The organism is Paraburkholderia nodosa DSM 21604 (assembly GCF_000519185.1).
Classification (GTDB): Bacteria; Pseudomonadota; Gammaproteobacteria; order Burkholderiales; family Burkholderiaceae; genus Paraburkholderia; species Paraburkholderia nodosa.
The window spans coordinates 1-22,322 of record NZ_JAFA01000069.1 but is presented as its reverse complement, the minus strand read 5'-3'; the positions used below and the strand labels follow the sequence as shown (position 1 = coordinate 22,322).

General features: G+C 58.4%; 19 protein-coding genes and 2 pseudogenes. 17 read left to right on the top strand and 4 right to left on the bottom strand.

Going from position 1 to position 22,322, the window contains the following annotated elements:
• The coding region (locus A3CW_RS0142095; protein WP_028208883.1) for an IS5 family transposase at positions 1–450 on the top strand (450 nt) is incomplete at its 5' end.
• Between the two features lie 763 nt (positions 451–1,213).
• A pseudogene (locus A3CW_RS0142085) lies at positions 1,214–2,790 on the top strand (IS3 family transposase).
• 193 nt (positions 2,791–2,983) lie between these two features.
• Here the strand turns inward: A3CW_RS0142085 and A3CW_RS51830 are convergent.
• From A3CW_RS51830 to A3CW_RS0142075, 3 genes are all read right to left on the bottom strand, one after another.
• The gene (locus tag A3CW_RS51830; RefSeq protein WP_081772077.1) at positions 2,984–3,226 is read right to left on the bottom strand and encodes an FmdB family zinc ribbon protein; all 243 of its coding nucleotides are present in this window, start codon (positions 3,224–3,226) and stop codon (positions 2,984–2,986) included.
• A 12-nt stretch (positions 3,227–3,238) separates the two neighbouring features.
• Entirely contained in the window at positions 3,239–3,820 is a 582-nt protein-coding gene (locus tag A3CW_RS49500; protein ID WP_051482074.1) for an ankyrin repeat domain-containing protein, read from the bottom strand.
• Between the two features lie 88 nt (positions 3,821–3,908).
• Positions 3,909–4,517: a hypothetical protein gene (locus tag A3CW_RS0142075; protein WP_028208880.1), complete on the bottom strand. Its 609-nt coding sequence runs from the start codon at positions 4,515–4,517 to the stop codon at positions 3,909–3,911.
• Positions 4,518–4,962: 445 nt separating this feature from the next.
• Between A3CW_RS0142075 and nifH the strand changes: the two genes are divergently transcribed.
• The 5 genes from nifH to A3CW_RS54360 all read left to right on the top strand — a co-directional run bounded on the left by nifH (position 4,963) and on the right by A3CW_RS54360 (position 10,434).
• Complete coding sequence (gene nifH / locus A3CW_RS0142070) at positions 4,963–5,844, top strand: nitrogenase iron protein (RefSeq protein WP_028208879.1); 882 nt, start codon at positions 4,963–4,965, stop codon at positions 5,842–5,844.
• Between the two features lie 79 nt (positions 5,845–5,923).
• Positions 5,924–7,387, top strand: a complete 1,464-nt coding sequence (nifD, locus tag A3CW_RS0142065; RefSeq protein ID WP_028208878.1) for a nitrogenase molybdenum-iron protein alpha chain — start codon at positions 5,924–5,926, stop codon at positions 7,385–7,387.
• A 71-nt stretch (positions 7,388–7,458) separates the two neighbouring features.
• Positions 7,459–9,018 (top strand): nitrogenase molybdenum-iron protein subunit beta, encoded by a 1,560-nt coding sequence (gene nifK / locus A3CW_RS0142060; protein WP_028208877.1) that lies wholly within the window; start codon positions 7,459–7,461, stop codon positions 9,016–9,018.
• A 452-nt stretch (positions 9,019–9,470) separates the two neighbouring features.
• Positions 9,471–9,704 carry an ATP-binding protein gene (locus A3CW_RS54365; protein WP_028208876.1) on the top strand — a complete coding sequence of 78 codons (234 nt, stop codon included), beginning with the start codon at positions 9,471–9,473 and terminating at the stop codon, positions 9,702–9,704.
• Positions 9,705–9,780: 76 nt separating this feature from the next.
• Complete coding sequence (locus A3CW_RS54360) at positions 9,781–10,434, top strand: ATP-binding protein (RefSeq protein ID WP_281175182.1); 654 nt, start codon at positions 9,781–9,783, stop codon at positions 10,432–10,434.
• Positions 10,435–11,155: 721 nt separating this feature from the next.
• On the opposite strand, the gene A3CW_RS51820 is transcribed toward A3CW_RS54360, so the two are convergent.
• Positions 11,156–11,533 (bottom strand): HesB/IscA family protein, encoded by a 378-nt coding sequence (locus tag A3CW_RS51820; protein WP_081772076.1) that lies wholly within the window; start codon positions 11,531–11,533, stop codon positions 11,156–11,158.
• Between the two features lie 577 nt (positions 11,534–12,110).
• On the opposite strand from A3CW_RS51820, the gene A3CW_RS0142045 reads away from it, so the two are divergent.
• The 10 genes and pseudogenes from A3CW_RS0142045 (at position 12,111) to A3CW_RS0142010 (ending at position 22,081) form a co-directional block, all read left to right on the top strand.
• Positions 12,111–12,611 carry an Lrp/AsnC family transcriptional regulator gene (locus A3CW_RS0142045; RefSeq protein WP_028208874.1) on the top strand — a complete coding sequence of 167 codons (501 nt, stop codon included), beginning with the start codon at positions 12,111–12,113 and terminating at the stop codon, positions 12,609–12,611.
• Between the two features lie 523 nt (positions 12,612–13,134).
• Positions 13,135–13,473, top strand: coding sequence for a nitrogenase stabilizing/protective protein NifW (gene nifW, locus A3CW_RS0142040; protein ID WP_028208873.1), 339 nt, complete (start codon positions 13,135–13,137; stop codon positions 13,471–13,473).
• 641 nt (positions 13,474–14,114) lie between these two features.
• Positions 14,115–14,306 carry a hypothetical protein gene (locus tag A3CW_RS0142035; protein ID WP_028208872.1) on the top strand — a complete coding sequence of 64 codons (192 nt, stop codon included), beginning with the start codon at positions 14,115–14,117 and terminating at the stop codon, positions 14,304–14,306.
• Positions 14,299–14,787, top strand: coding sequence for a recombinase family protein (locus A3CW_RS53700; RefSeq protein ID WP_211254135.1), 489 nt, complete (start codon positions 14,299–14,301; stop codon positions 14,785–14,787). Before A3CW_RS0142035 ends, A3CW_RS53700 begins: the two co-directional genes overlap by 8 nt.
• A gap of 73 nt (positions 14,788–14,860) precedes the next feature.
• Positions 14,861–15,892, top strand: a complete 1,032-nt coding sequence (locus A3CW_RS53695; RefSeq protein WP_211254134.1) for a recombinase family protein — start codon at positions 14,861–14,863, stop codon at positions 15,890–15,892.
• Between the two features lie 520 nt (positions 15,893–16,412).
• Entirely contained in the window at positions 16,413–18,620 is a 2,208-nt protein-coding gene (gene gspD, locus A3CW_RS0142025; protein ID WP_028208871.1) for a type II secretion system secretin GspD, read from the top strand.
• A gap of 97 nt (positions 18,621–18,717) precedes the next feature.
• Positions 18,718–18,801, top strand: a pseudogene (locus A3CW_RS54170) (IS5/IS1182 family transposase); the annotation flags it as partial.
• Positions 18,802–19,657: 856 nt separating this feature from the next.
• Complete coding sequence (istA, locus tag A3CW_RS0142020) at positions 19,658–21,112, top strand: IS21 family transposase (RefSeq protein WP_456152328.1); 1,455 nt, start codon at positions 19,658–19,660, stop codon at positions 21,110–21,112.
• Entirely contained in the window at positions 21,099–21,863 is a 765-nt protein-coding gene (gene istB / locus A3CW_RS0142015; protein WP_028208869.1) for an IS21-like element helper ATPase IstB, read from the top strand. The genes istA and istB overlap by 14 nt, the downstream gene beginning before the upstream one ends.
• The gene (locus A3CW_RS0142010) at positions 21,860–22,081 is read left to right on the top strand and encodes a hypothetical protein (RefSeq protein WP_028208868.1); all 222 of its coding nucleotides are present in this window, start codon (positions 21,860–21,862) and stop codon (positions 22,079–22,081) included. The genes istB and A3CW_RS0142010 overlap by 4 nt, the downstream gene beginning before the upstream one ends.
• Positions 22,082–22,322: the final 241 nt, after the last annotated feature.

Below are 22,322 nucleotides of genomic sequence, written 5' to 3'. Positions count from 1 at the left end.
GCACTGATGACTCATCAGGACGAAGGCGATGGCGAAGTGTTGCCTGATTTGCTCGACCAGATTCCCGCTGACGTGGCAATCGACACCATCGGTGGCGACGGCGCCTACGACACCAAGGCGTGCCATGCACGGATTGCGGCGCGCGGAGCTACCCCGCCGATTCCGCCGCGTGAGGGCGCGACGCCGTGGCCAGAGAGCACTCCCGGCGCGGCCTGGCGCAATGCCGCCATCGACTCGATAGCACAAAGCAGCAGACGTGAATGGAAGCAGGCAAGTGGCTACCACCGTCGCTCGCTGGCTGAGACCCTGATGTACCGGCTCAAGATCCTCACGGGATCCTGCCTGTGGGCACGCGAGATTGGTTCCCAGGCAACCGAAGTCTCGATTCGTGCAGGCGTGCTCAACCGCATGGCGGCACTCGCTCGCCCGCAGTCCGTCCGTATTGCCTGAGATCGAGAACATGGGCATCACTTCGTCCTTACGTTCGATTTATAATTGACTCGCGATAAAGGGTGCGCTCGCTGATTCGCTGCCTGACGGGAGCCTGGTCATCGGTGGAGGCGCCTTTCTGTGATATGCAGCTACTGTCGTAAACTGACTAAGCTCTTCCAATGTGACTCTATTCAAGACTCTATTCAAGGGGACGCTGCCCGTACCACAGCCTACCGGATTCACACCGTTTTGCAACTGTTCAGACGACCCTACCGATCGGCTGGATAGGTCACGGGTGAGGGTTGTCCCTGACGCTAACTGTGGAGGTGTTGCGATTTGCCTTCTTTGATATCTCCGGACAGCAGGTTGCTCCATCACCGGAACGCAGTCATAGGTTTGGCCGTTCGCAAAAAAACTCTTTGAGACGTGTACTCCATTGTAACGATTCAATAATCGCCTGGCGCCTCCCTTCGAAAGCAGACGGATCATTGACTTTGTAGTTACGCGATATTGGGGGTTGATGATCTGACTCAAGATATGCCCCTGACCCGGGCCAAGAGCGACCAATAAAATCCTGAGCGGCCGTAGCTCTCGTGTCAGGCATGAATCTGTCAAATGATTCGATATAGGAATCCACGCGCTGCGAGTATGCGGGCATTGTCCATGTGAAAATCCCGGTCAGACACACAGAAGAGACATACTGAATTGTGTTTGCAAGCCCCCGGCGTCATAGTAGTTGTCGCCTCTGAACTTTCTTATCAAGAAGAGTCAGAGGTACAAGTTGAAGACGAAACAAACGTATTCTGTTGAGTTCAAGGAGCAGGCGCTGTCGAAGGTTGTGCAGCGCGGGAGCCGAACGGTTGGAGCCGTGGCTGACGAATTGAACGTGAACGTACTGACATTAAGGAATTGGATGAGAGGCACCACCGCCGCGAACCGGAGCTCGAGTTCTGGACATGCAAAACGTCCGGAAGACTGGTCGCTGGAAGAACGCCTGATGGCCTTGCAGGAGAGCCACGGCCTGGTGGACGAAGCATTGAACGGCTGGTGTCGGGAGCGCGGCCTGTTTGCGCATCATCTCGTGCAGTGGCGTGCGGATTTTTGCGCCGGCGGCGCAGCCGCTAGCCGACGTGAGAGCGCCCAGGGGGAAGTGCGGGATCTGAAGCAGGCCAATGTGCAACTGCAGCGTGAGCTCAAGCGCAAGGAGCAGGCGCTGGCCGAAGCTGCGGCGCTACTGGTGCTGCGAAAAAAGTACCGCGCGCTCCTCGGGGACGAGGCCGAATGACGGCCCCTGAAGAGCGCAAGGCATTGATCGGCCTCATCAACGAGGCGAGCCTGGCCGGGGCTCGGCAGGCGCACGCGTGCAAGATTCTGGGGCTCAGCGCGCGCACAGTTCAGCGCTGGCAGCGCGGCGAACCTGACGCGGTGGACGGGCGCTCGTTACGGCACCACGAGCCGCGCCACAAGCTCTCTGCCGAGGAACGCGCCGAGCTTCTGGCAGTCGCGAACTCGGCCGAATTCGGTCATGTGCCGCCAAGCCAGATCGTGCCGCGACTGGCAGGCCAGCAACGCTATATCGCCTCGGAATCGACGTTCTACCGGGTACTGAAGGCCGAGAAGCGACTCGCCCACCGGCGCAGCGAGCGGCCGGCCCACGCTCGCAGCAAACCCCGTTCGGTTTGCGCCGACGCGCCGAACCAGCTGTATTCCTGGGACATCACGTATTTGCCGACGACGATCCGTGGACAGTATTTTTACCTGTACTTGTTTCTGGATGTCTTCAGCCGAAAGATCGTCGGCTGGCAGGTTTATGCCGAGGAAAGCAGCGCGCTGGCCAGCGAAGTTCTCAAGGACCTCTGCGCGCGCGAAGCGATACAGCCCAACCAGGTGATTCTGCATTCGGATAACGGTGGCCCGATGAAAGGTGCGACGATGCTCGCTACCCTCCAGGCGCTGGGAGTCATGCCGTCATTGAGTCGCCCGGGCGTGAGCAACGACAACCCTTATTCTGAGTCGCTGTTCAAGACCTTGAAGTACCGGCCCGCTTACCCGCTCAAGGCGTTCGATACCCTGCTCGCCGCGCGCACCTGGGTGGGCGCGCTGGTGCGCTGGTACAACCACGAGCATCGTCACAGCGCGATCCAGTTCGTGACGCCGGCGCAGCGCCATGCCAACCTCGACCAGAACATTCTGGATCGACGAGTGGCGCTTTATGAGACTGCACGGCAACACAACCCGCTGCGATGGAAAGGCCCCACGCGCAACTGGCAGCGGGTACATGCTGCGCACCTGAACCCGGATCGAAGCGACAACCAGGGCGTCGCCCCAAACCGTCTCCTGGAGAAGAAGGCCGCCTGAAATTTAATCGTTGAGGCGACAACTAGCTTGAAAATTTCCGCAAGTCTACCGAGTTGTTTGCCGTTTCCGGGATTTACAGCGGGGAATTCTTGTATGCTGAGGTAAATAGACTGCGGCGACATATAATTTTCCTTGGAGTTAACTTTTTTGCAAGGCAGATATGGAGTGACAGGCGCCAGCTCCTTGGGGCGCTTCAAGTTCGATGCAATAATTGCGTGCGCTCATCCGCAGAATAATTGCTCAAATGCCCTTCACGAGCGGCCTGGCGGCGTGCTGCCGTAATGAGTGCCTTGTTGCGTGGAGGGGCCGATGGTGCGCTGACCTCCTTGTCCAGCGCATTACCGCTGCAACGCGGACAGGACGCCAACGAATTGGCGCGTACGAGTGTCTCGAACCGTAAATTGCAGTTGCGGCATACATAGTCGTAAAGAGGCATGAGACGTTGTCCTCAATGCGCAAGGTTGTGCGACGGAGCATCGTCGGCGAAACGCGACGATTCGCGCATGGCGTTTTTGAGGCGGTCTACCGTTAGCAGCAGCTGTAGTCCAAAATCCGTGGCCATGTCGAAAGCAGTTCGCCCATCTGGCGCGACCAAGCTGTCACTCGCACCAAGGGATATTAGCAACCACATGACGTCGACTCTGCCGCTGGCTGCTGCCTGCATCAGGCATGTGACGCCATGCGCATTGGCATGATCGACATTAAGACCGGCACTGACCAACAGTAGAATCGGCTCGGGCGTTCCGTATAGACATGCGTACCATAGCGCATCGTTTCCGTTGTCGTCGAGCGCACGGACGGGTGCACCTTCGTCGAGCAACGCGGCGACGATACGGTATTCCCCATGCATCGCTGCGAGCATCAGCGGCGTTATGCCGTCAACGCTGCAGGAATGGGCATCCGGAAAGTCGTGCGCCGACAGCCATCTAGCGACTGACGAACGTGCACGAGTTTGCAGACCTTCATCAGCGTGCGGGAGGCTTTGACCGTTCCCTTTTCGACGGGCGGCTGCATCGATTAGCAATGCCATGGAAATTCTCCAGTTAGATTGCGTGAGCGTTGTGATAGCTTGCGTGCATGGGGCGTCTTCATGAGGAAGCGCCGTGGCGAAACACAACTTAAACCGGTCTGTTTTCGTTAGGATCACGGACTGGACCCATCAGTTCGAGTCCCTGCGCGTAACTGATGGAGTCGAAACACAAGTCGAACTTCGACCCAGCGTCGGCGACCGCATCGAGTTTTCCCGCGGTGTCCTTTTTCTTCAGCTCTGCCTTATCGAGATACAGGAGCTCAAGTGTTTCGTTGTAGACCGTCGATTCCACGATAGGCAGGACGTAGAATACTGCGCCCTGATAGTGCACCTGATAGCGACTCGAAAGATCGATGTTGTCGCAGAACAGAAAGTACTTTCCGTTGGGCGAGAGTGCGTCTCCCAACACTTCGGCGACGTCTTTCAGATGTTCGAAACTCAATAGCCACCCCGCGAAAAATATGAGATGCGGGTCGCCGACGTCGGCCACTGCCGTGACCTGCTCGCAAGACAGCTCAGGCGGACGGGCTTCGTCAGCGAGTTGCGGTCCGAAGCGCAGCGCGAGTTCGCCGCGAAAACCGATGCGCCGAGGCGTACTGGTGGGGCCCTTGAACACTGCATTGAGTAAACGGCCTTCGAGCTGCAAGCGGGCAAAAACAGTCTGGTCAAGTTCCTTGTCGATAGTCATATCGTGCATTAGGTTTTCCTCTCAAGTTTGAATAGCTTGTGAAATGGCAGTGACAGTTCGTAATTGGTCAAGAAGCATGGAGTTTCGTTTGCAACTTCCGTACCACCAATCCCTCTCTTGCTGGCCCACTGTCATTGACCGAGGCGGGCCGAAAATGGTGGTGCAAATCTGGTTTGCGACAACAACGCACGGTTTGTCAGGAAGTCGACGCTGCGAACGTCGGTAGGCGCAATGCCGGCACGCTTGCTGAGAGCGCGATTTGCAAGGCATTCCAACGACTCTGGAGCGTTGGCATAGAAACTGCTCTATGGCGATTCGCGCGGACACCATCCGGCCGATGCGTGACTCCACAGAAGAAGATCATATGGACACTGCACGCTGAGCACATGATCGCGGCTTTGCAGCCTTGATTGGCAACCTTGGTTTAATCCTTCTATCTCAATGGAGTACCACGATGGCTCAACTTCGGCAGATCGCTTTCTACGGAAAGGGCGGGATTGGAAAATCGACCACGTCGCAAAACACGCTCGCGGCGCTCAGCGACCTCGGGCAAAAAATCCTCATTGTCGGCTGCGATCCGAAGGCAGACTCGACACGGCTGATACTGCATGCGAAGGCGCAGGACACAATTCTCTCTCTGGCGGCGGAAGCCGGCTCTGTGGAGGACCTCGAACTCGAGGATGTCATGAAGATTGGCTACAAAGACATACGCTGTGTGGAGTCGGGCGGTCCTGAGCCAGGTGTCGGCTGCGCGGGTCGCGGTGTGATTACATCGATTAATTTCCTGGAGGAGAATGGCGCCTACGACGGAGTGGACTACGTCTCATACGATGTGCTGGGCGACGTGGTGTGCGGAGGCTTTGCAATGCCAATTCGCGAGAACAAGGCACAGGAGATTTATATCGTGATGTCAGGCGAGATGATGGCTATGTACGCTGCGAACAATATCGCAAAAGGGATTCTCAAGTATGCCAACAGCGGTGGTGTGCGTTTGGGCGGCCTCATTTGCAACGAGCGCAAGACCGACAAGGAACTCGAGCTTGCGGAATCGCTCGCAGCGATGCTCGGCACACGTCTGATCCACTTCGTGCCGCGCGACAACGTCGTGCAGCATGCGGAACTACGCCGCATGACGGTGATCGAGTACGCGCCAGAGAGTGCACAGGCCGCTCAGTATCGCGCGCTTGCAGAGAAGGTGCATAACAACGCCGGCAATGGCGTGATCCCAACGCCGATCACGATGGACCAACTCGAAGATCTCCTGATGGAAAAAGGAATCATGGTGCAGGTCGATGAGTCGAAAGTTGGCAAGACAGCGGCTGAACCGACCGCCTGACGGCTGCGGGGATGACGGTTGCCGTGCGGCGTACGGCAACCGATTCCGGCAATCATATTTCTCCACTTATGGATATGCAATGACCGAAACGGTTGAAGAACGTAAGGCAGCTCACAAGGCTCTCATTGACGAAGTGCTGCTTGCTTACCCGGAAAAGATGGCCAAGCGGCGGGCCAAGCATTTGGGCACTTTCGAGCAGGGTAGGCCGGACTGTGGGGTGAAGTCCAACATAAAGTCGCTGCCTGGTGTGATGACGATTCGCGGCTGCGCATATGCCGGTTCAAAGGGCGTGGTCTGGGGACCGATCAAGGACATGATTCACGTCAGTCACGGGCCCGTCGGCTGCGGCCAGTATTCGTGGGGTTCGCGCCGCAATTACTACGTCGGAACAACCGGAGTCGATACGTTTGTCACGATGCAGTTCACTTCTGACTTTCAGGAGAAGGACATCGTGTTCGGTGGCGACAAGAAACTCGACAAAATCGTCGATGAGATTCAGGAGCTGTTTCCGCTCAACAGAGGCATATCGGTTCAAACCGAATGCCCGATCGGTCTAATCGGCGATGACATCGAGGCAGTCTCGAAGAAGAAGAGCGCCCAGTATGGCGGGCACACAATCGTACCCGTACGCTGCGAGGGATTTCGCGGCGTATCGCAGTCGCTTGGGCATCATCTCGCGAACGATGCGATTCGCGATTGCGTGTTCGACCGGGTCGATCCGAATAAACATTCCGCGCTCGAGTCAACTCCGTACGACGTTGCGATCATCGGTGACTACAATATCGGTGGCGACGCATGGTCAAGCCGCATTCTCCTTGAGGAGATGGGTTTGCGCGTTATTGCGCAGTGGTCGGGCGATGGTACGCTCGCTGAACTGGAGAATACGCCGCGCTCAAAGCTTAACCTGCTCCACTGCTACCGGTCGATGAATTACATCAGCCGGCATATGGAAGAGAGGTATGGTGTTCCTTGGCTGGAATACAACTTTTTCGGCCCTACAATGATTGAAAGGAGCCTGAGAGAGATCGCGAGCCGATTTGACGACACGATCAAGACCAATGCCGAGAAGGTGATCGCCAAATACCGCCCGCTGGTGGATGCGGTAATCGCGAGATATAAGCCGCGCCTCGAGGGTAAGAAAGTGATGCTCTTTGTAGGCGGCCTTCGCCCGCGCCACGTCATCGGGGCGTACGAAGACCTCGGCATGGAAGTCGTTGGCACCGGCTACGAATTTGCCCACAACGATGACTATCAGCGCACTACGCATCACATTCACGACGGCACGCTAATTTACGACGACGTGACCGGCTACGAATTCGAGCAATTCGTCGAACGCATGCGGCCGGACCTCGTCGGTTCAGGAATCAAGGAAAAGTACGTCTTTCAGAAGATGGGTGTTCCGTTCCGCCAGATGCACAGTTGGGATTATTCAGGACCGTACCACGGCTACGACGGATTCGCGATCTTTGCGCGCGACATGGACATGGCAATTTCGAGTCCTGTCTGGACTCTTTCCAAGGCGCCGTGGAAAAAGGCAGCGTGAGCCAGGCGGCCCGTTGGCGATACGGCCGTGTCGCCGGAAGGCTCTTCAGGAAATCGATTCAGGAGCGAGTCATGCCCCAATCAAGCGACAACATTCTCGATCACGAACTGCTCTTTCGCGAGCCGGAATATCAGGCGCTTTTGCGCAACAAGAAGGAAAATTTTGAGTTCAACCATCCTGATGAGGCAGTGAGGGGGGTTGCCGAATGGACAAAGACTGAAGACTACAAGCAGAAAAACTTCGCGCGCGACTCGCTAACCATCAATCCAGCGAAGGCCTGCCAGCCTCTGGGGGCCGTATTCGTGGCAAACGGCTTTCATAAAACACTGCCGTTCGTGCACGGCTCTCAGGGCTGCGTGGCCTATTACCGCTCACACTTTTCGCGGCACTTCAAGGAGCCGACGTCGTGCGTGAGTTCGTCAATGACCGAAGACGCGGCGGTTTTCGGGGGCCTCAATAATATGATCGACGGTCTGGCGAATGCATACAACCTTTATAAGCCCGAGATGATCGCCGTATCGACGACCTGCATGGCAGAGGTCATCGGTGACGACCTCGATGCATTCATCAAGAATAGTAAGCAGAAGGGGAGCGTTCCGCAAGACTACGATGTGCCGTTCGCTCATACGCCTGCGTTTGTCGGCAGTCACGTGACGGGTTACGACAATGCTCTACTGGGCATTCTCAAACACTTCTGGGACGGCAAGGCCGGTACCGCAACACCACTCATACGTGTGCAGGACGAGAGGGTAAACTTTATCGGTGGCTTTGACGGTTTCGTGGTGGGCAACATCAAGGAGGTTCGACGTATCTTCGATCTGTTCGGGGTGAGCGTCAACATCATCTGCGATCCTTCCGACACATGGAATACACCGACGGATGGCGAATTTCGCATGTTTGAGGGTGGGACCACAAAGGAAGAAGTTGAACGTGCACTGAATGCGAAAGCAACGTTCATTTTCCAGGAGTATTGCTGCGAAAAGACGGCGAAGTTCATCGCGGAACACGGCCAAGAGGTAATTGTGCTGAATTCGCCAGTCGGCGTTGCTGGTACCGACCATTTCCTCATGGAGATATCGCGTGTCACGGGCCAACCGATTCCACCTGAACTGGAAAGGGAGCGCGGGCAACTCGTTGATGCAATCGCGGACAGTCAGGCTATTCTCCATGGCAAACGCTATGCACTCTACGGCGATCCCGATCAGATGCTAGGTTACACGCAATTCCTGCTCGAGCTCGGTGCAGAGCCGGTGCATGTTGTGTCGACAAACGGTAACGACGGCTGGGCAGAGAAGGTCAAGGCGTTGTTGGACGCGTCGCCGTACGGTGCGGGATGCAACGCCCATCCGAAGCGCGATCTCTGGCATCTGCGCTCGCTGCTATTTACCGAACCAGTCGATTTCCTGATCGGCAACACTCATGGGAAGTACCTGGAGCGTGATACGGGGACACCGCTAGTGCGACTCGTGTTTCCTATTTTTGACCGGCACCACTATCACCGTTTTCCGACGTGGGGGTATGAGGGAGGATTGCGCGTTCTATTGGCACTACTGGACGAATTCTTCGAAAAGCTCGATGCGAGTACGGTCGATATTGCGAAGACTGATTACAGTTATGACCTTGTTCGCTGATGGCAGAATGGTTGTTGCCTAGGCGTGGTTTGCCCAGCCCCTCGACGTGGGCGATCGTGCGTGGCCGCTCGGCGGAGCGCGGTCCGCACGACTTTTTGACTAGTTGTCCACAGCACCCAAGTATGACCGCGCTCCGTCGTCCGGTTCGCATCTATTCCCTAAAAGCCCCTGCTGGAAGTTGCAAATCTCGATGAATTAACTTGACGCAATGAGAGAAGGCAGCGGCAGTAAGCCCGACTGGTGTAAAGCGGGATTCGCACACTCATCTTCTCCTAGGAGCACGCAAATGGACGCGTCTGACACAGCCTCCGAGGGAGAATACGACGCTAGGTGGCCGCCTGCACATGGCATTTGAACTGGGCGAGAAGACTGGAAACTCTCACTGGGTGATGGACGGCGCGCGCCGAGCCGCTGGCCATGCGTGATGTGATCGCAGAACTCAGGAGCTACGTATGCAAGGCATAGCAGCTGCCTCGATTAAGCTGCTCGAACAGGGCGAGCTTGAACAGTCAACGGGGCGGCGGTCGCTTGAGCAGTTGCTTGCCGCTGAGAGCGTCGATCGGGCCGTGCGCGTGGTCAACCACCAGATGTGGTTGGCGAAGTTCCCGGTGGATCGCGATCTGGGTGGGTTCGACTGCGATGGCTCGCCAGTCTATCGCAAGCCCGTCATGCACTGGCCGACATGAGCTTTACCGAGGGCGCACACAAACTGGTCCTGGTCGGCGGACCGGGTTTGAGCAAGACATCATCTCGTGACCGCGATTGGCGTATCCGGCATCGTTCAGCACGCCGAGCGGTGCGCGCTTCGAATCGACGGTGGATCTCGCCACTGCGCGTGGAACGGGAGAGGGAACAGAGGCGCGCGGGGTGATTCCGGCTAGCGTACTGCGGCTTGACCTGGTCATGCTCGTCGAACTCGGATATTTGCTCTTCAGCCGGGTCGGCGGGGCGCTCCTTTTCCATCGGCTCGCCCGACCGTACGAACACAAGAGCGTGGCGATTACCAATCTAGAGTTCGGCGAATGGTCCAGCGTGTTCGGCGACGCGAGGATGACGACGGCGTTGCTGGACCGCCTCGCGCATCACTGCCAAGTCATTGAAACCGGAAACGAGAGCTATCGCTTCCGGCATAGTAGCGCCAGTGCAAAGGCCCCGGGTCAAAATTCGATCGGCGCGGACAAGCTCGATGACCCGAAGCTCGACACCTGCGTCCAGTGCAGATTCCCACGGTCCATCAGGCGTGCGCTGCGCCAAATGCTTCGCTCGGGCGTTCGCCACGTCGATCCCGATCAATTTGATCGCCGTCAAGTTTGTTGCGACGAACCGTCGTCCAGGACTGAGGCGCGGCTGCCTATTTCCGGCGAGTTGAGCGGCCGTTTCGGTGAAGTCGAACAGGCTAGGGGGCGTGCGGCGTAGAGCTCAATTCTACTGCGACTGTTCGAGATCGGACCAGGCACGTCCTTCTTGCGCATCGAATCGCCCCTTCGCTGCAAGCTTGTGAGCTTAATGGATGTCCAGTATCGTATCGGCAAGCGTGGGGGTTTTGAGCCGGGCGCTTCCAGTGTTCGAGGGAATTGGTTGGTAATGGTCGAGTAGAGCGTGCCGGCGTGATCGTCGCTTCAATACCTCAAATAGCCGAGCGAAGCCCGCGTACAGCACGGACAGGCCGTGTCGGCAAGTCTGCTGGCCGAAGGCGCAGGCGAGCAGTCTTTTCCGGCGCCAGTGGCCCTGTCAGGAGCAGGTTCTGTGCATTGCGGATCCAGTCAAAGCTGGCAAGCGACGAGACCCTTGTAGAGTCCGCGGCTCTTGCCGGCAGCGTCTGGCATCGAGATTGAACCCGGTACCCGTGTGCGCGCCACGGTATGCGTCGATCCGGCGCAGTTCCGACTCGTGCTCCGCAGGCTGATGCCAGCAAGATTGCTCGCCCAGCGGGACTCACATATGGCTGGCAACGGGTGTTAGGTGACTGAATCAACCCGTAAGTGCGTTCATTCCGGTACTGTTGATACCAGCGCGCAAACCAACCGAGGCTTGCACGAATCTCATTGCATTCGGTGGTCCGCGCGTCGCCGATTCATCATCTTTGTTCTGCATCGAGACCACGTGCAAGCGGTATAAATATCGGCATGCTACGATGTCAACGCGGACATGAGGAAAATGATTCACTGCGGCCGCAAGATGTTGATGCGCTCGGACTGTCAATCACGAAGCGCGGAAGCGGGGTATCTTCCTCATAGTCGATCCGGGTGCCGATAAAATAACGTAGGCTAGTCTCGTCCACGAACACAGTGAGGCCCTGTGTATACACCTTCGTGTCGGAATCGCTTACGGAGTCAACCAGGACAATAAAATATTCTAGCTGTCCTCCCGCATGAAATTCGGCACGCAGTCGAATATAAAGCGGCGCTTCGTGGCTCTGCGCGACAAGCTCGGCGGCTTCTTTTGCTGCTCGGGTCGTGAACGTAAAAAATTCACACGCGGGTTCTGTCGATATGCTTGATCGTTGGGAAATCATAGATTTTCCTGGAAAATTAACAGAGAACGATATCCGTCTTGACAATGTGCATCTGCACAAGGAAGGAAAGCAAGTACCGCGCCACAACGCTCGCTCGCAATACTATTGCCCGGGGTACGGAATCGGCTTGCTGAGGCGAGTGTGCACCCAGAGGCTGCGTAAGCGACAAGCCAAATTATTCACGCTGTTGAGCTCGCCCTCCCCAGACGTCGTCATCAAGAGTGAAGCGATGCGCGGAAGGGCACGGTGGAGATCTCCTTGCGCCACAGAAAACAGGTAAGCGAGATCCGCGGCGCGCGACTTGCGACTCGTCGCAAGTCGATAGACGTTCTCTTTAATCAGTTGAAGTTTGCAATCTTGGACGTCTACATTCGACGTTAAACTAAGTTATCCCTATACACTGAGAAACTAGCGCCACGCTCATGAAACGCAGGCGGAATAACGGCGCGAAGTTAGCAGATATAGAATGGTTAGCGCAAGCGACTCTCGCTCAGGGAAAGCGAGTTGCACGGATAACGCATGTAACAACGATACATTTTTCGAATGCCTCTAATTCGTCAGATGGGAAATGAGTGCAATGAAATTGATAGCGCATCCAGTCGCCGCCCAGAAGGGTATAGCCGTCTTGGATTCCGTAGACCGCGCGATCCTCAGACACTTGCAGCAAGATGCCTCGCTATCGATTGTCAGCCTTGCAGCGAAAGTGAAACGCAGTACACCTGCCTGCCTGCGGCGCGTGGAACGGCTCAAGGAGACGGGACTGATACGAAGAGTCGTCGCACTGCTCGACGCGAAGGCCATCGGCGCGGGCATGTTCGCCGTAATCGGGATCGTGCTGGACGGCTCGACGCCCGAAGCGTTTGCCGCATTCGAGAAAGCGGCGCAGAAGGTGTCGGGCTGCGTAACGTGCTACGCTGTGAGCGGGCAGTTTGACTATATCTTGCTCGTTCGAGCACGCGGCAATGAAAGCTTCAACCGGTTACATGCTGCACAATTGTTGCACCTGCCGGGCGTAAGGGAACTGCGTAGCTTCAAGGTGTTAAAGGAAGTCTTATCGACGCAGGCGATACCGCTGTAACCGCAAACGCTTGAAAATGTAGGCTTGAACTGTGTCAATCATCAAACAGATGCTGGTCGTAACCAAACGACACGCTTCGAATCGCCCCGCTGGCTTCCGCAGACCAAACTCGTGACGGATAAACTCTTGACCTATCCGGCGGCGAAGTCCGTTCGTAGTGGTGCGAGCAGACTGAGTTGCGCCAGCAACGTCCCAACTCATGTTTAGTAAAGTTTCGCCGGCAACCGAAGCCGACTGGATGCACTTCGCGCAACGCGCCGCGCTGTCACAATCCAGACAATTCAGACAGCGGCAACGTTACACCGCCCCCCTATTACGGTGAACGGGAATGGCGATGCATGCTAGAAACATCTTCCAGGTTTAGGTAAGACAGGCATGGTCCTTGCATGCCGTCGGCCGCTAAGTTAGAAGGCACAGACAAGTTAAGACCTTTCGTCAATGAGAAAGCGCTTAACGATGGCATAAAACTCGCCGCCTCGCTACGGACGGCTTCGCGGCCAACTTTGTCATACGGAGCAACAACATGAAAGCAATGATTGATAAACTGCACCGGCTTTCGTCGGCTGAGGACTTCTTCCGATTCTTCGCCATCTCATATGACGATAAGGTGGTGAACGTAAGTCGATTACATATACTAAGGCGTTTCTTCCAGTACATCAGACAGGCGGAGGACCTGTCCGCGGATCACGACGCAACCTTCTTCTTGGTTTATCGGAATCTCCTGCTGAAAGCGTACAACGACTTTGTCATCTCCACGCCCGCTGAGCAAAAGGTGTTCAGGGTTCTTCAGGAAGCCGACGGAGAGCGGCATATCTCTCTTGATAGCCTGCGTGAATCCCTGCCGGTTCGGGCTAGTAATTGAAGTTGGTGAGCGGGTCATATTGGTGCTTGTCTGAGTCGTCACGATGCAACTCCTCGCTTGATGCACGTTGCGAAGTTCGCTTGACTTGTCCTTGTGAACATCTGCCGGGAGTGGTCCATCAGCAGCCTCCACGTCCGGCTGACGAGCGGACAGGAGAGGTGGCCTCGCTCGTTCGGACAGGGTTTCTATATTTTAAGTGGGATGTCCGAGGCAATCATGCTGCCGATTTGATCGCAGGCAGCGTNGCGAAGTATGCCTCATCCGGCGTCTGATCCGCCAGGCTCGAATGAGGACGTTTGCGGTTGTACAAGCCGTCAACACAACGCCCATATCACCGAGTCAAGGGATGTTCTGTATCGCTGGCACCCGTGGTACGGACACACGGTATGGATTTTCACCACGATAGAAAGGAAGAACGCCGGGGTAGTGCTGCGCTGTGCGCGAGAGCCGTTCGACACGGCGGGCTTGCTGGAGGTGCCGCAATGGATGTTCGATCCCGTTGCCTGCTGTCGCATTACTTCGGCAACGTCTCCCGCCGTCAGCTTGGGAACTGAAGCACCTGCTGGCGCAAGCGCCTGCTGCCGGGCAGCGCGATATGGTACAAGCCGAGCACCATCCTTTGCTCCGTGCAGGAGGTGCTGATGCGACGCCAGACCAGCCCGCAACCGGGCGCTCAACTCGACCTGTTTCATCCTTTTCCGAAGACGCCACAGTGGACGCACCTGCCGCAGGAGGTCCGGCAGGAGACGGTGCGTTTGCTGGCGCAACTGCTACGGCAACACCGTCGCGGGCTGTTCGCCGTCGTACACGAGCCGGAGGTGCGCGATGAGTGACAAGATTCGGGCACAGCATCTGACGCGCAAGGCCATGCTGTACGTCCGCCAGTCGTCGGCCTACCAGGTCAGCCACAATTTGGAGAGCCAGAAGCTGCAGTATGCGATGCAGGATCGTCTGCACCAGTTGGGCTGGGAGGAGATCGAAGTGATCGACGAGGATCTCGGGCGCTCTGCGGCCGGAACGCAAACGCGCACGGGCTTCGAACGAATGGTGGCAGAGGTCTGTCTTGGGCACGTCGGCGCAGTTGCCGCTCGCGAGGTTTCGCGATTTGCGCGCAACAGCCGCGAGTGGCAGCAGCAGGTTGAGGTGTGCCGCATAGTCGACACGGTGCTGATTGATCAGGAGACCGTGTACGCGCCACGGCAGAGTAACGGTCGTTTGCTGCTCGGCTTAAAGGGTAGCCTGAACGAATACGAGCTGGATCTGCTGCGTCCAGCGTTCGCTCGAAGCTCGGCGGGAGAAGGCCAAACGCGGTGAACTCGTCGTCGTGGCGCCGGGGGGGTACTGCAAGACCGAGGACCAGCGCCTGGAGAAGGATCCGGATTTGCGCGTGCAGGACGCCATTCGCTCGGTGTTCCGCCAGTTCGGCGCGATTGGATCGGTACGTCAGACGTTGTTATGGTTCCTGGAGCACGGCCTGCAGTTGCCGGCATGCACGCCGCGCGGCGAAATCCAATGGAAACGGCCGAGCTACGGCACGGTATACCGGATTCTGACCAGCCCAATCTACGGTGGCGCGTATGCCTATGGCAAGACCGAATGCACGATCAATTACGAAGGCGGGGAACAGCGCAAACGTGATCGCCGCAAACCTCGGAATGAGTGGCTTGCGCTCATTCCCAATGCCCACGACGGGTACGTTCAGTGGGACGAATTCGAGCGGATCCAGTGCGCGATCAATGGCAACCTGCGTCTGACCGGACACGCTGGCGCCCCAAAGAACGGCGAGGCTCTTCTGGCGGGACTGTTGCGCTGTCGGCGCTGCGGGAGCAATCTGACGTTACACTATACGGGTAACAGGCACGACGCCTTGCGCTATAGCTGTCATCGCGGCTGGCTGGACAACGGACAACCGCGTTGCATTGCGTTCGGTGGCACGCGCGCGGACGCGGCCATTGCCGAGGCGTGCTGGCCTCCGTGGTGGAAATCGCACGGTGTGGCCCTGTCCACACCGTGCGGCTCTGGTAGCGATGCTAACCCGCGTTTGATTCCCCACGCCGGGCCAGCCCATGCCTCACGGAAAGTCATACTGCCTTATCCGATTGTCCGAATTTGCGCGGCCACCTCTCTACCCTTTCGGCGCAAATCGCGACTCATAAATGTGCTTGATGCATCCAAAAAAAATAGCGACTTATATAAAACGAGCCTGCGCTGTTACGATTCGTGCATCGTTGCCAAGGGGTTAGGTGCGAGCGCGGAGTTGGACGCCGTCCAAGCTGATTGCGTTGCCACCGGGTTTGCGCTGGTCGAACACGTCGATCTGTCGACTCCAACGTTGCGCGGAGTTGTCGCGGCCCGTGACGAGCGGGTTCAGCACGCCTCGGATGCATTTATGTTCTCGAGCTGGAGCTCGAGAGCGTGATGCGACTGCCGCGCTGGATTGTCAACTTTCTTGTCCGTAGTGTCCTCGCAAGGATGGCCCTGTCTACTTCGAATCAGTTCAGAGTGTGCTAGGGCAGTCTCGCAATAGCAGTCCCCATCTGCGTCGTGAGGCGGCTCCGCGTACCGACGGTCAGAATATTTGGCCACCTCGTTCACCGAGCTGGTGGTCGGAATCGGCTCAGCGGCTCGGCTGCCTCAACTGCATCGTGATGATGGAGCGGATGGGCGCGCTGTTCCATGGCTGTCAAGGCCTCTAGACGTCGCTGTTCATCGCCACGTCGTTCGCTCTTCTGCAATGTGGCGGCCATGCTCCTGCCGTGCGACTGATTGCTTCCGACCGTTGCATGCGTAGCGATCGTGTTTCGCCTCATGCGGTCCTGCTGGAGTTTGAGGACGACTTGCGAACAAAGCGGAAACTGTCACAACGTAAAAGCGCTGTGCGTGTTGATTCAACTGCCGGCAAATCCACATTGACTGTTAACCCCACAAGAACAAACCGTATGGCTTTACGTCGCATCGCAACCGCATTGCTGCTGGCTGGATTGATTACCGCCCATACCGCGCAGGCAGATGTGATGCTCAATTTCGTCGACGCCGGCATCGATCAGGTCGCCAAGGCGGTCGGCGCGGCGACAGGGAAAACGATCATTGTTGACCCGCACGTCGAAGGGCGACTGAATCTAGTCTCTGAGCACCCTGTTTCCGAGAATCAAGCATTGAAAACTCTGCAGTCTGCGCTGCGAATGCAGGGTTTCTCGCTGGTGCAGGATCACGGTGTGCTCAAGGTCGTGCCCGAAGCGGACGCGAAAGTGGAGGGTGTGCCGACGTACATCGGAAATGCGCCTTCGGCACACGGCGATCAGGTCGTCACCCAGATCTTTCGCCTCAGGTACGAATCGGCGAACAACCTCCTGCCAGTGCTGCGTCCGCTCATCTCGCCGAGCAATATAGTTGCGGCCTATCCATCGAATAATACGATCGTCGTCACGGACTACGCTGATAACGTCCGCCGCATTGCGCAGATCATCGCGGGCGTCGATTCTGCGGCCGACCAGCAGGTGCAGGTAGTGGAACTGAAGAACGCGAATGCGATCGACGTTGCGAGGCAGATGACCAAGATGCTCGACCCTGGGTCGATCGGTAATACGGATGCGACGCTGAAAGTCTCGGTGCAGGCCGATCCGCGCACGAACTCGCTAATGCTGCGAGCGTCGAACGCAGCGCGCCTCGCGGAGGCGAAGTCGCTGGCGAAGCAGCTTGATGCGGCAACCGGGCGGCCCGGTAACATCCACGTTGTGCAGCTGCGGGGCGCGGATGCCGGGCGTCTTGCGAAGACGCTGCGCGGCATGCTCGGCAAGGACGGCAATGATTTGATGTCCACAGGGGGCGGTAATGCCGCGAACTCGTTCAACCAAGGCAACATGGACTCGTCGGCGGGCACACCGGGCCAGCCGCCACTGCCAGGCGGATCCTTGGGCGGTTCGTCATTCTCGTCGATGAGAAGCAATCGACTCGCAAGCGGCGGCAACAACGGCGGTCAAGGCAACAACGCGGCGTTTCTTGGCGAAAAGGAAGGCGGTGACGGTGAAGAGAACCAGCCCGGCGGGGTGATCCAGGCCGATCCGGAGACGAATTCGTTGATCATTACCGCGTCGGACGCCGTCTACGGCAATCTGCGCAGCGTGATCGATCAGCTTGACGTCCGCCGCGCGCAAATATATATCGAGGCGTTAATCGTCGAACTGTCGGCGACGACAAACGCGAATCTCGGCATCCAGTGGCAGGGTGCGCTGCTGTCGAATGGTGGAAACAACGGTCTCTACGGCAGCTCCAACTTCAATTCCAACGGCAGCCAGGGCATCGTGAACCTGACCGCGCAGGGGGCGATCATCGCGAACGACCCGGCCGCAGCGCTCGCGACGAAGGGCGCGGACCTGCTGAACAACGGCCTGAACGTAGGCCTGCTGCACCGCTTCGGCGACGTGTTCGGCCTCGGCGGCCTGTTGCAGGCGCTGTCGCAGTCGAACGACGCGAACGTCCTATCGACACCTAACCTCATCGCGCTCAATAACGAAGAGGCGAAGATCGTCGTTGGCTCGAACGTGCCTGTAGTGACGGGTTCATATGCCACGCCGACCGCGAATGCCGCGACGTCCGTAACCGCATTTAACACGTTCGATCGACAGGATGTCGGGATCGTGTTGCACGTGAAGCCGCAGATCACCGACGGTGGCATCATAAAGCTGCAAATCTATTCCGAAGCCTCGTCCGTCGATTCGGCCTCGACGAACAATCAGGGCGGCGTGACGATCAGCAAGCGCTCGGTGCAGTCGACGGTGCTGGCCGATGATGGCGAGATCATCGTGCTCGGCGGCCTGATAGAAGATAAGTACGCGAACGGCAACAGCAAGGTGCCGCTGCTAGGCGACGTGCCGTGGATCGGCCAGCTGTTCCGTTCGGAGCAGAAGAGCCGCGAAAAGACGAATCTGATGATATTCCTGCGTCCGGTCATCATCGACGATCGGGATAAGGCGCAGGCTGTCACGTCGAACCGCTACGACTACATTCAAGGTGTGCAGGGTGCGTATCGTAAGGACAACAACCTGATGAAAGACGACGACCCTGTCGTGCCGCAGAAGCCGGTAGGTCAAAGTCAGGACGGGTCAACCCTGAATCTGTTCGATCTCGACAAGATGCGTCGCCAGTAGATCGATGTCTTAGTTGTCGTGTTGGGATGCCCCTTTGCGGTTCATCAAGCGTTAGACTGTGTTATGAACTTTCGGCCAGACTTGGTACCCTGGCGGGATGAAAAAACGCAGACCCTACCCAACGGATGTATCGGATGAAGAGCGGTACTTCGCCGCTCCGTACCTGACATTGATGAATCAGGTGTGAACGGCGGTCGGAATCCGACATTAGATGGCGGCGTGGCACAGCAATGCGACGTTATGGCTGTTTAGCCCGGCGACCTTGGGGCCGTCTCGTGAGGTACAGCTGCCGGTGCGTCGGAGCGAGCCCGTAGGGCGAGCGCAGACGCGCCGGCAGCTGTGTGGCTGGCCGGGGGATGACGCGGGGATCGGGATGCGGTAGAAGAACGACTACAACTGACCGCCGAAGAAACAGGCCCGACACCGGTCCTAACCGCCAAGTTCATTCCAGTGTCGAGCCCCACACGCGCACAACGGGGTACGGGTGCCGGGCCAGTATGGCACGGCTGATCCGCCTCGTCGATACCGCTTCGGCATTGACGGGGACTGCCGATGCCGGCCACTGGCCGCCTCTTTCTGTGCGCCCGCTGCCGGGCGCAGGTCGTCGTGTGCCGCCGTTGCGATCGCGGCCAGATTTACTGCAGTGGCGACTGCTCACAGGCCTCGCGCCGCGCCCGCCTGCGCGAGGCTGGCCAACGCTATCAGCTCAGTCGTCGTGGCCGCTTTGCACATGCCGAACGGATGCGTCGCTATCGTCAGCGCCTCAATAAAGTGACGTATCAGCGTTCCCCGACACCCGTCGCCGATGCTCTACTGCCACTGACTTCGACGACGACGGCCACCGCATCGACCTCCACTGTCGCCGCGCCCGGATCGACGCCTTGCCGCTTCTGTCGCCGCATCTGTTCGGGCCTTGTACGCATCGGGCCACTGCGCCGTCGGGTCTTCCGTGATGTTCGTACTACTACTGACAGAACAGGAGACGACCGATGACCATTGGAGCTGAACTCGAGGCGCAGATCCTGCGCTATTACCACGTGGAGAAGTGGCGTTGCGGCACCATCGCGCGCCAGTTGCGCGTGCACCGCGGCACCGTCCAGCGCGTGCTGGCCCAGGCCGGCCTGCCCAGGATTGGCGCCGTGCAGCGAGCCTCGCAGATCGACACCTATCTGCCGTTCATCCACGAGACGCTGAAGAAGTTTCCCTCGCTCACGGCCAGTCGCCTGTATGCGATGGTGTATGAGCGCGGCTACCGGGGCAGTCATCACCACTTCCGGCATCTGATCTCGTTGCACCGGCCACGTCCGGTGCCTGAGGCCTATCTGCGCCTGCGTACGCTGCCCGGTGAACAGGCGCAGGTCGACTGGGCCAGCTTCGGTCACCTGCAGATCGGTCGGGCACGACGACCGCTGATGGCCTTCGTGATGGTGCTCTCGTGGTCACGGCAGATCTATCTGCGCTTCTTCCTCGATGCCCGTATGGACAGCTTCCTCGCTGGCCATGCCGGTGCCTTCGAGACATGGTCAGGGGTACCCAGGGTTCTGCTTTACGATAACCTGCGTAGCGCCGTGCTCGAGCGCCAGGGTGATGCCATCCGTTTCCACCCGACGCTGCTCGCGTTCGCCGCGCATCATCGTTACGAACCCCGTCCGGTGGCCGTCGCACGGGGCAACGAGAAGGGGCGCGTTGAACGGGCAATCCGCTTTGTACGTGAGAGCTTCTTCGCCGCGCGCAGATTCACGGACCTCGACGATCTCAATGCGCAAGCCGCACTCTGGTGCGCGGGGCCCGCTGCGGAGCGACCCTGCCGCGAAGAACCCACGATCACCGTGCGCGAGGCCTTCGAACGAGAACAGCCCAACCTGCTCGCATTGCCGGAGAATCCGTACCCGTGTGAGCTGCTTCTCGCCGTGAAGGTCGGCAAGACGCCCTACGTGCGCTTCGACCTGAACGACTATACGATCCCGTATACCCATGTGCGACGCACGCTCACGGTATGCGCTGATCCCCGGCGCGTACGCATTCTCGACGGCGCCGATCTGCTCGCCACCCATGAACGCAGTTACGATCGCGGCGCGCAGATCGAGATTGCCGCGCACATCGATGCGCTCGTCGCAAGGAAGCGCGAAGCCCGTCACCATCGCGGTCTTGATCATCTGGCGCGAGCCGCGCCGGCCAGCCGGACCCTGATGCTGCACGCCGCTGAGCGCGGCGGCAACCTGGGCAACATCACCACGCACCTGCTGCGACTGCTCGACCGCTATGGCCCCGCCGAACTGCAGGCCGCGATCGAGGAAACCCTTGCCAGCGGCGCGGCGCCTCATCCCAATCCGGTACGTCTGGCGCTTGAGCGCCGGCGCGAGGCACGGCAGGCACCGCCGCCAGTCATCCTCATCCTGCCCGAACACTTGCGCAACAAGGACACGCTGGTGACACCACACCGGCTCGACATCTACGACCAGCTTGCGGGAGACGCCGATGAACACGCCTGAGAGTCTTCAGGGGCGCGCGAACGCCCTGCGTCTGTACGGACTGCTCGCGCATTGGTCCGATGTGGCCGCCGAACAGTGGGTCGCGCCGCTGTTGCAGTGGGAAGAGGACGAGCGCGCCCGCCGTTCGCTGGAGCGACGTATCCGCGATGCACGCCTGGGCAACTTCAAGCCGCTATGCGACTTCGACTGGAGCTGGCCCACGCGCTGCGACCGGCTTGCCGTTGAAGAGCTGATGTCGCTCGGGTTCGTCAGGGATACCGCCAACGTCGTGTTGATCGGCCCCAATGGTGTCGGCAAGTCGACCCTGGCGCTCAATCTCGCCTATCAGGCGCTCGTGCACGGTCACACCGCGCTGTTCACGACCGCCGGTCAGATGCTTGGCGAACTGGCCGCACTGGACAGCGATTCGGCGCTACGCCGGCGCCTGCGCCGCTATGCCTCTCCTGACGTACTGGTAATTGACGAAGTCGGCTACCTCTCGTACTCGAACCGCCATGCCGATCTGCTGTTCGAACTGGTCAGCCGCAGGTACGGCTCGGCAAGTACTGTGGTCACAACCAACAGACCGTTCTCCGAATGGCACGAGGTGTTCCCGAACGCCGCCTGTGTCGTCTCGCTCGTTGACCGGCTGGTACATCGCGCCGAAGTCATTGCCATCGAGGGCGAGTCCTACCGGGTCAAGGAGGCGCGAGAAAGAGCCGAGCAGCGCGCCAGCAAACGCAGCAGCGCGCGTGCGGAGAAAAAATCATGAAGCGCCTGGCACACCTGCCTTCGGGTATTACCCGTGGGCTCGACTTCCTGATACCGGAGAACTGGTCACCCGAACAGGCGCTCGCCGTCGTCGAACTCATCGAGGATCTGCGCGCGCGGATCTGCATGCACTATGACCTCGCGCTGCATGACCTGATGCGCGAACAGCGTTCCACTCCCGACGATCCCCACCTCAACAACATTGGCGATCCATTCTGACCGGGGCCGTCCATCGCTGGCGAGGCCGTCAACGGCGCTTCATTGTTGACGGTCGGGGGGTGCGGCCAAAATCCTGGACTACCTGGGAGGTAGTTCATGTTCTCATACGAAGATCGCATTCGAGCGGTCCGACTCTACTTGAAGCTGGGCAAGCGCCTCGGAGCCACCATCAGGCAATTGGGCTACCCAACAAAGAATTCTCTCAAAGCCTGGCATCGCGAATACGAACGGTGCCATGATC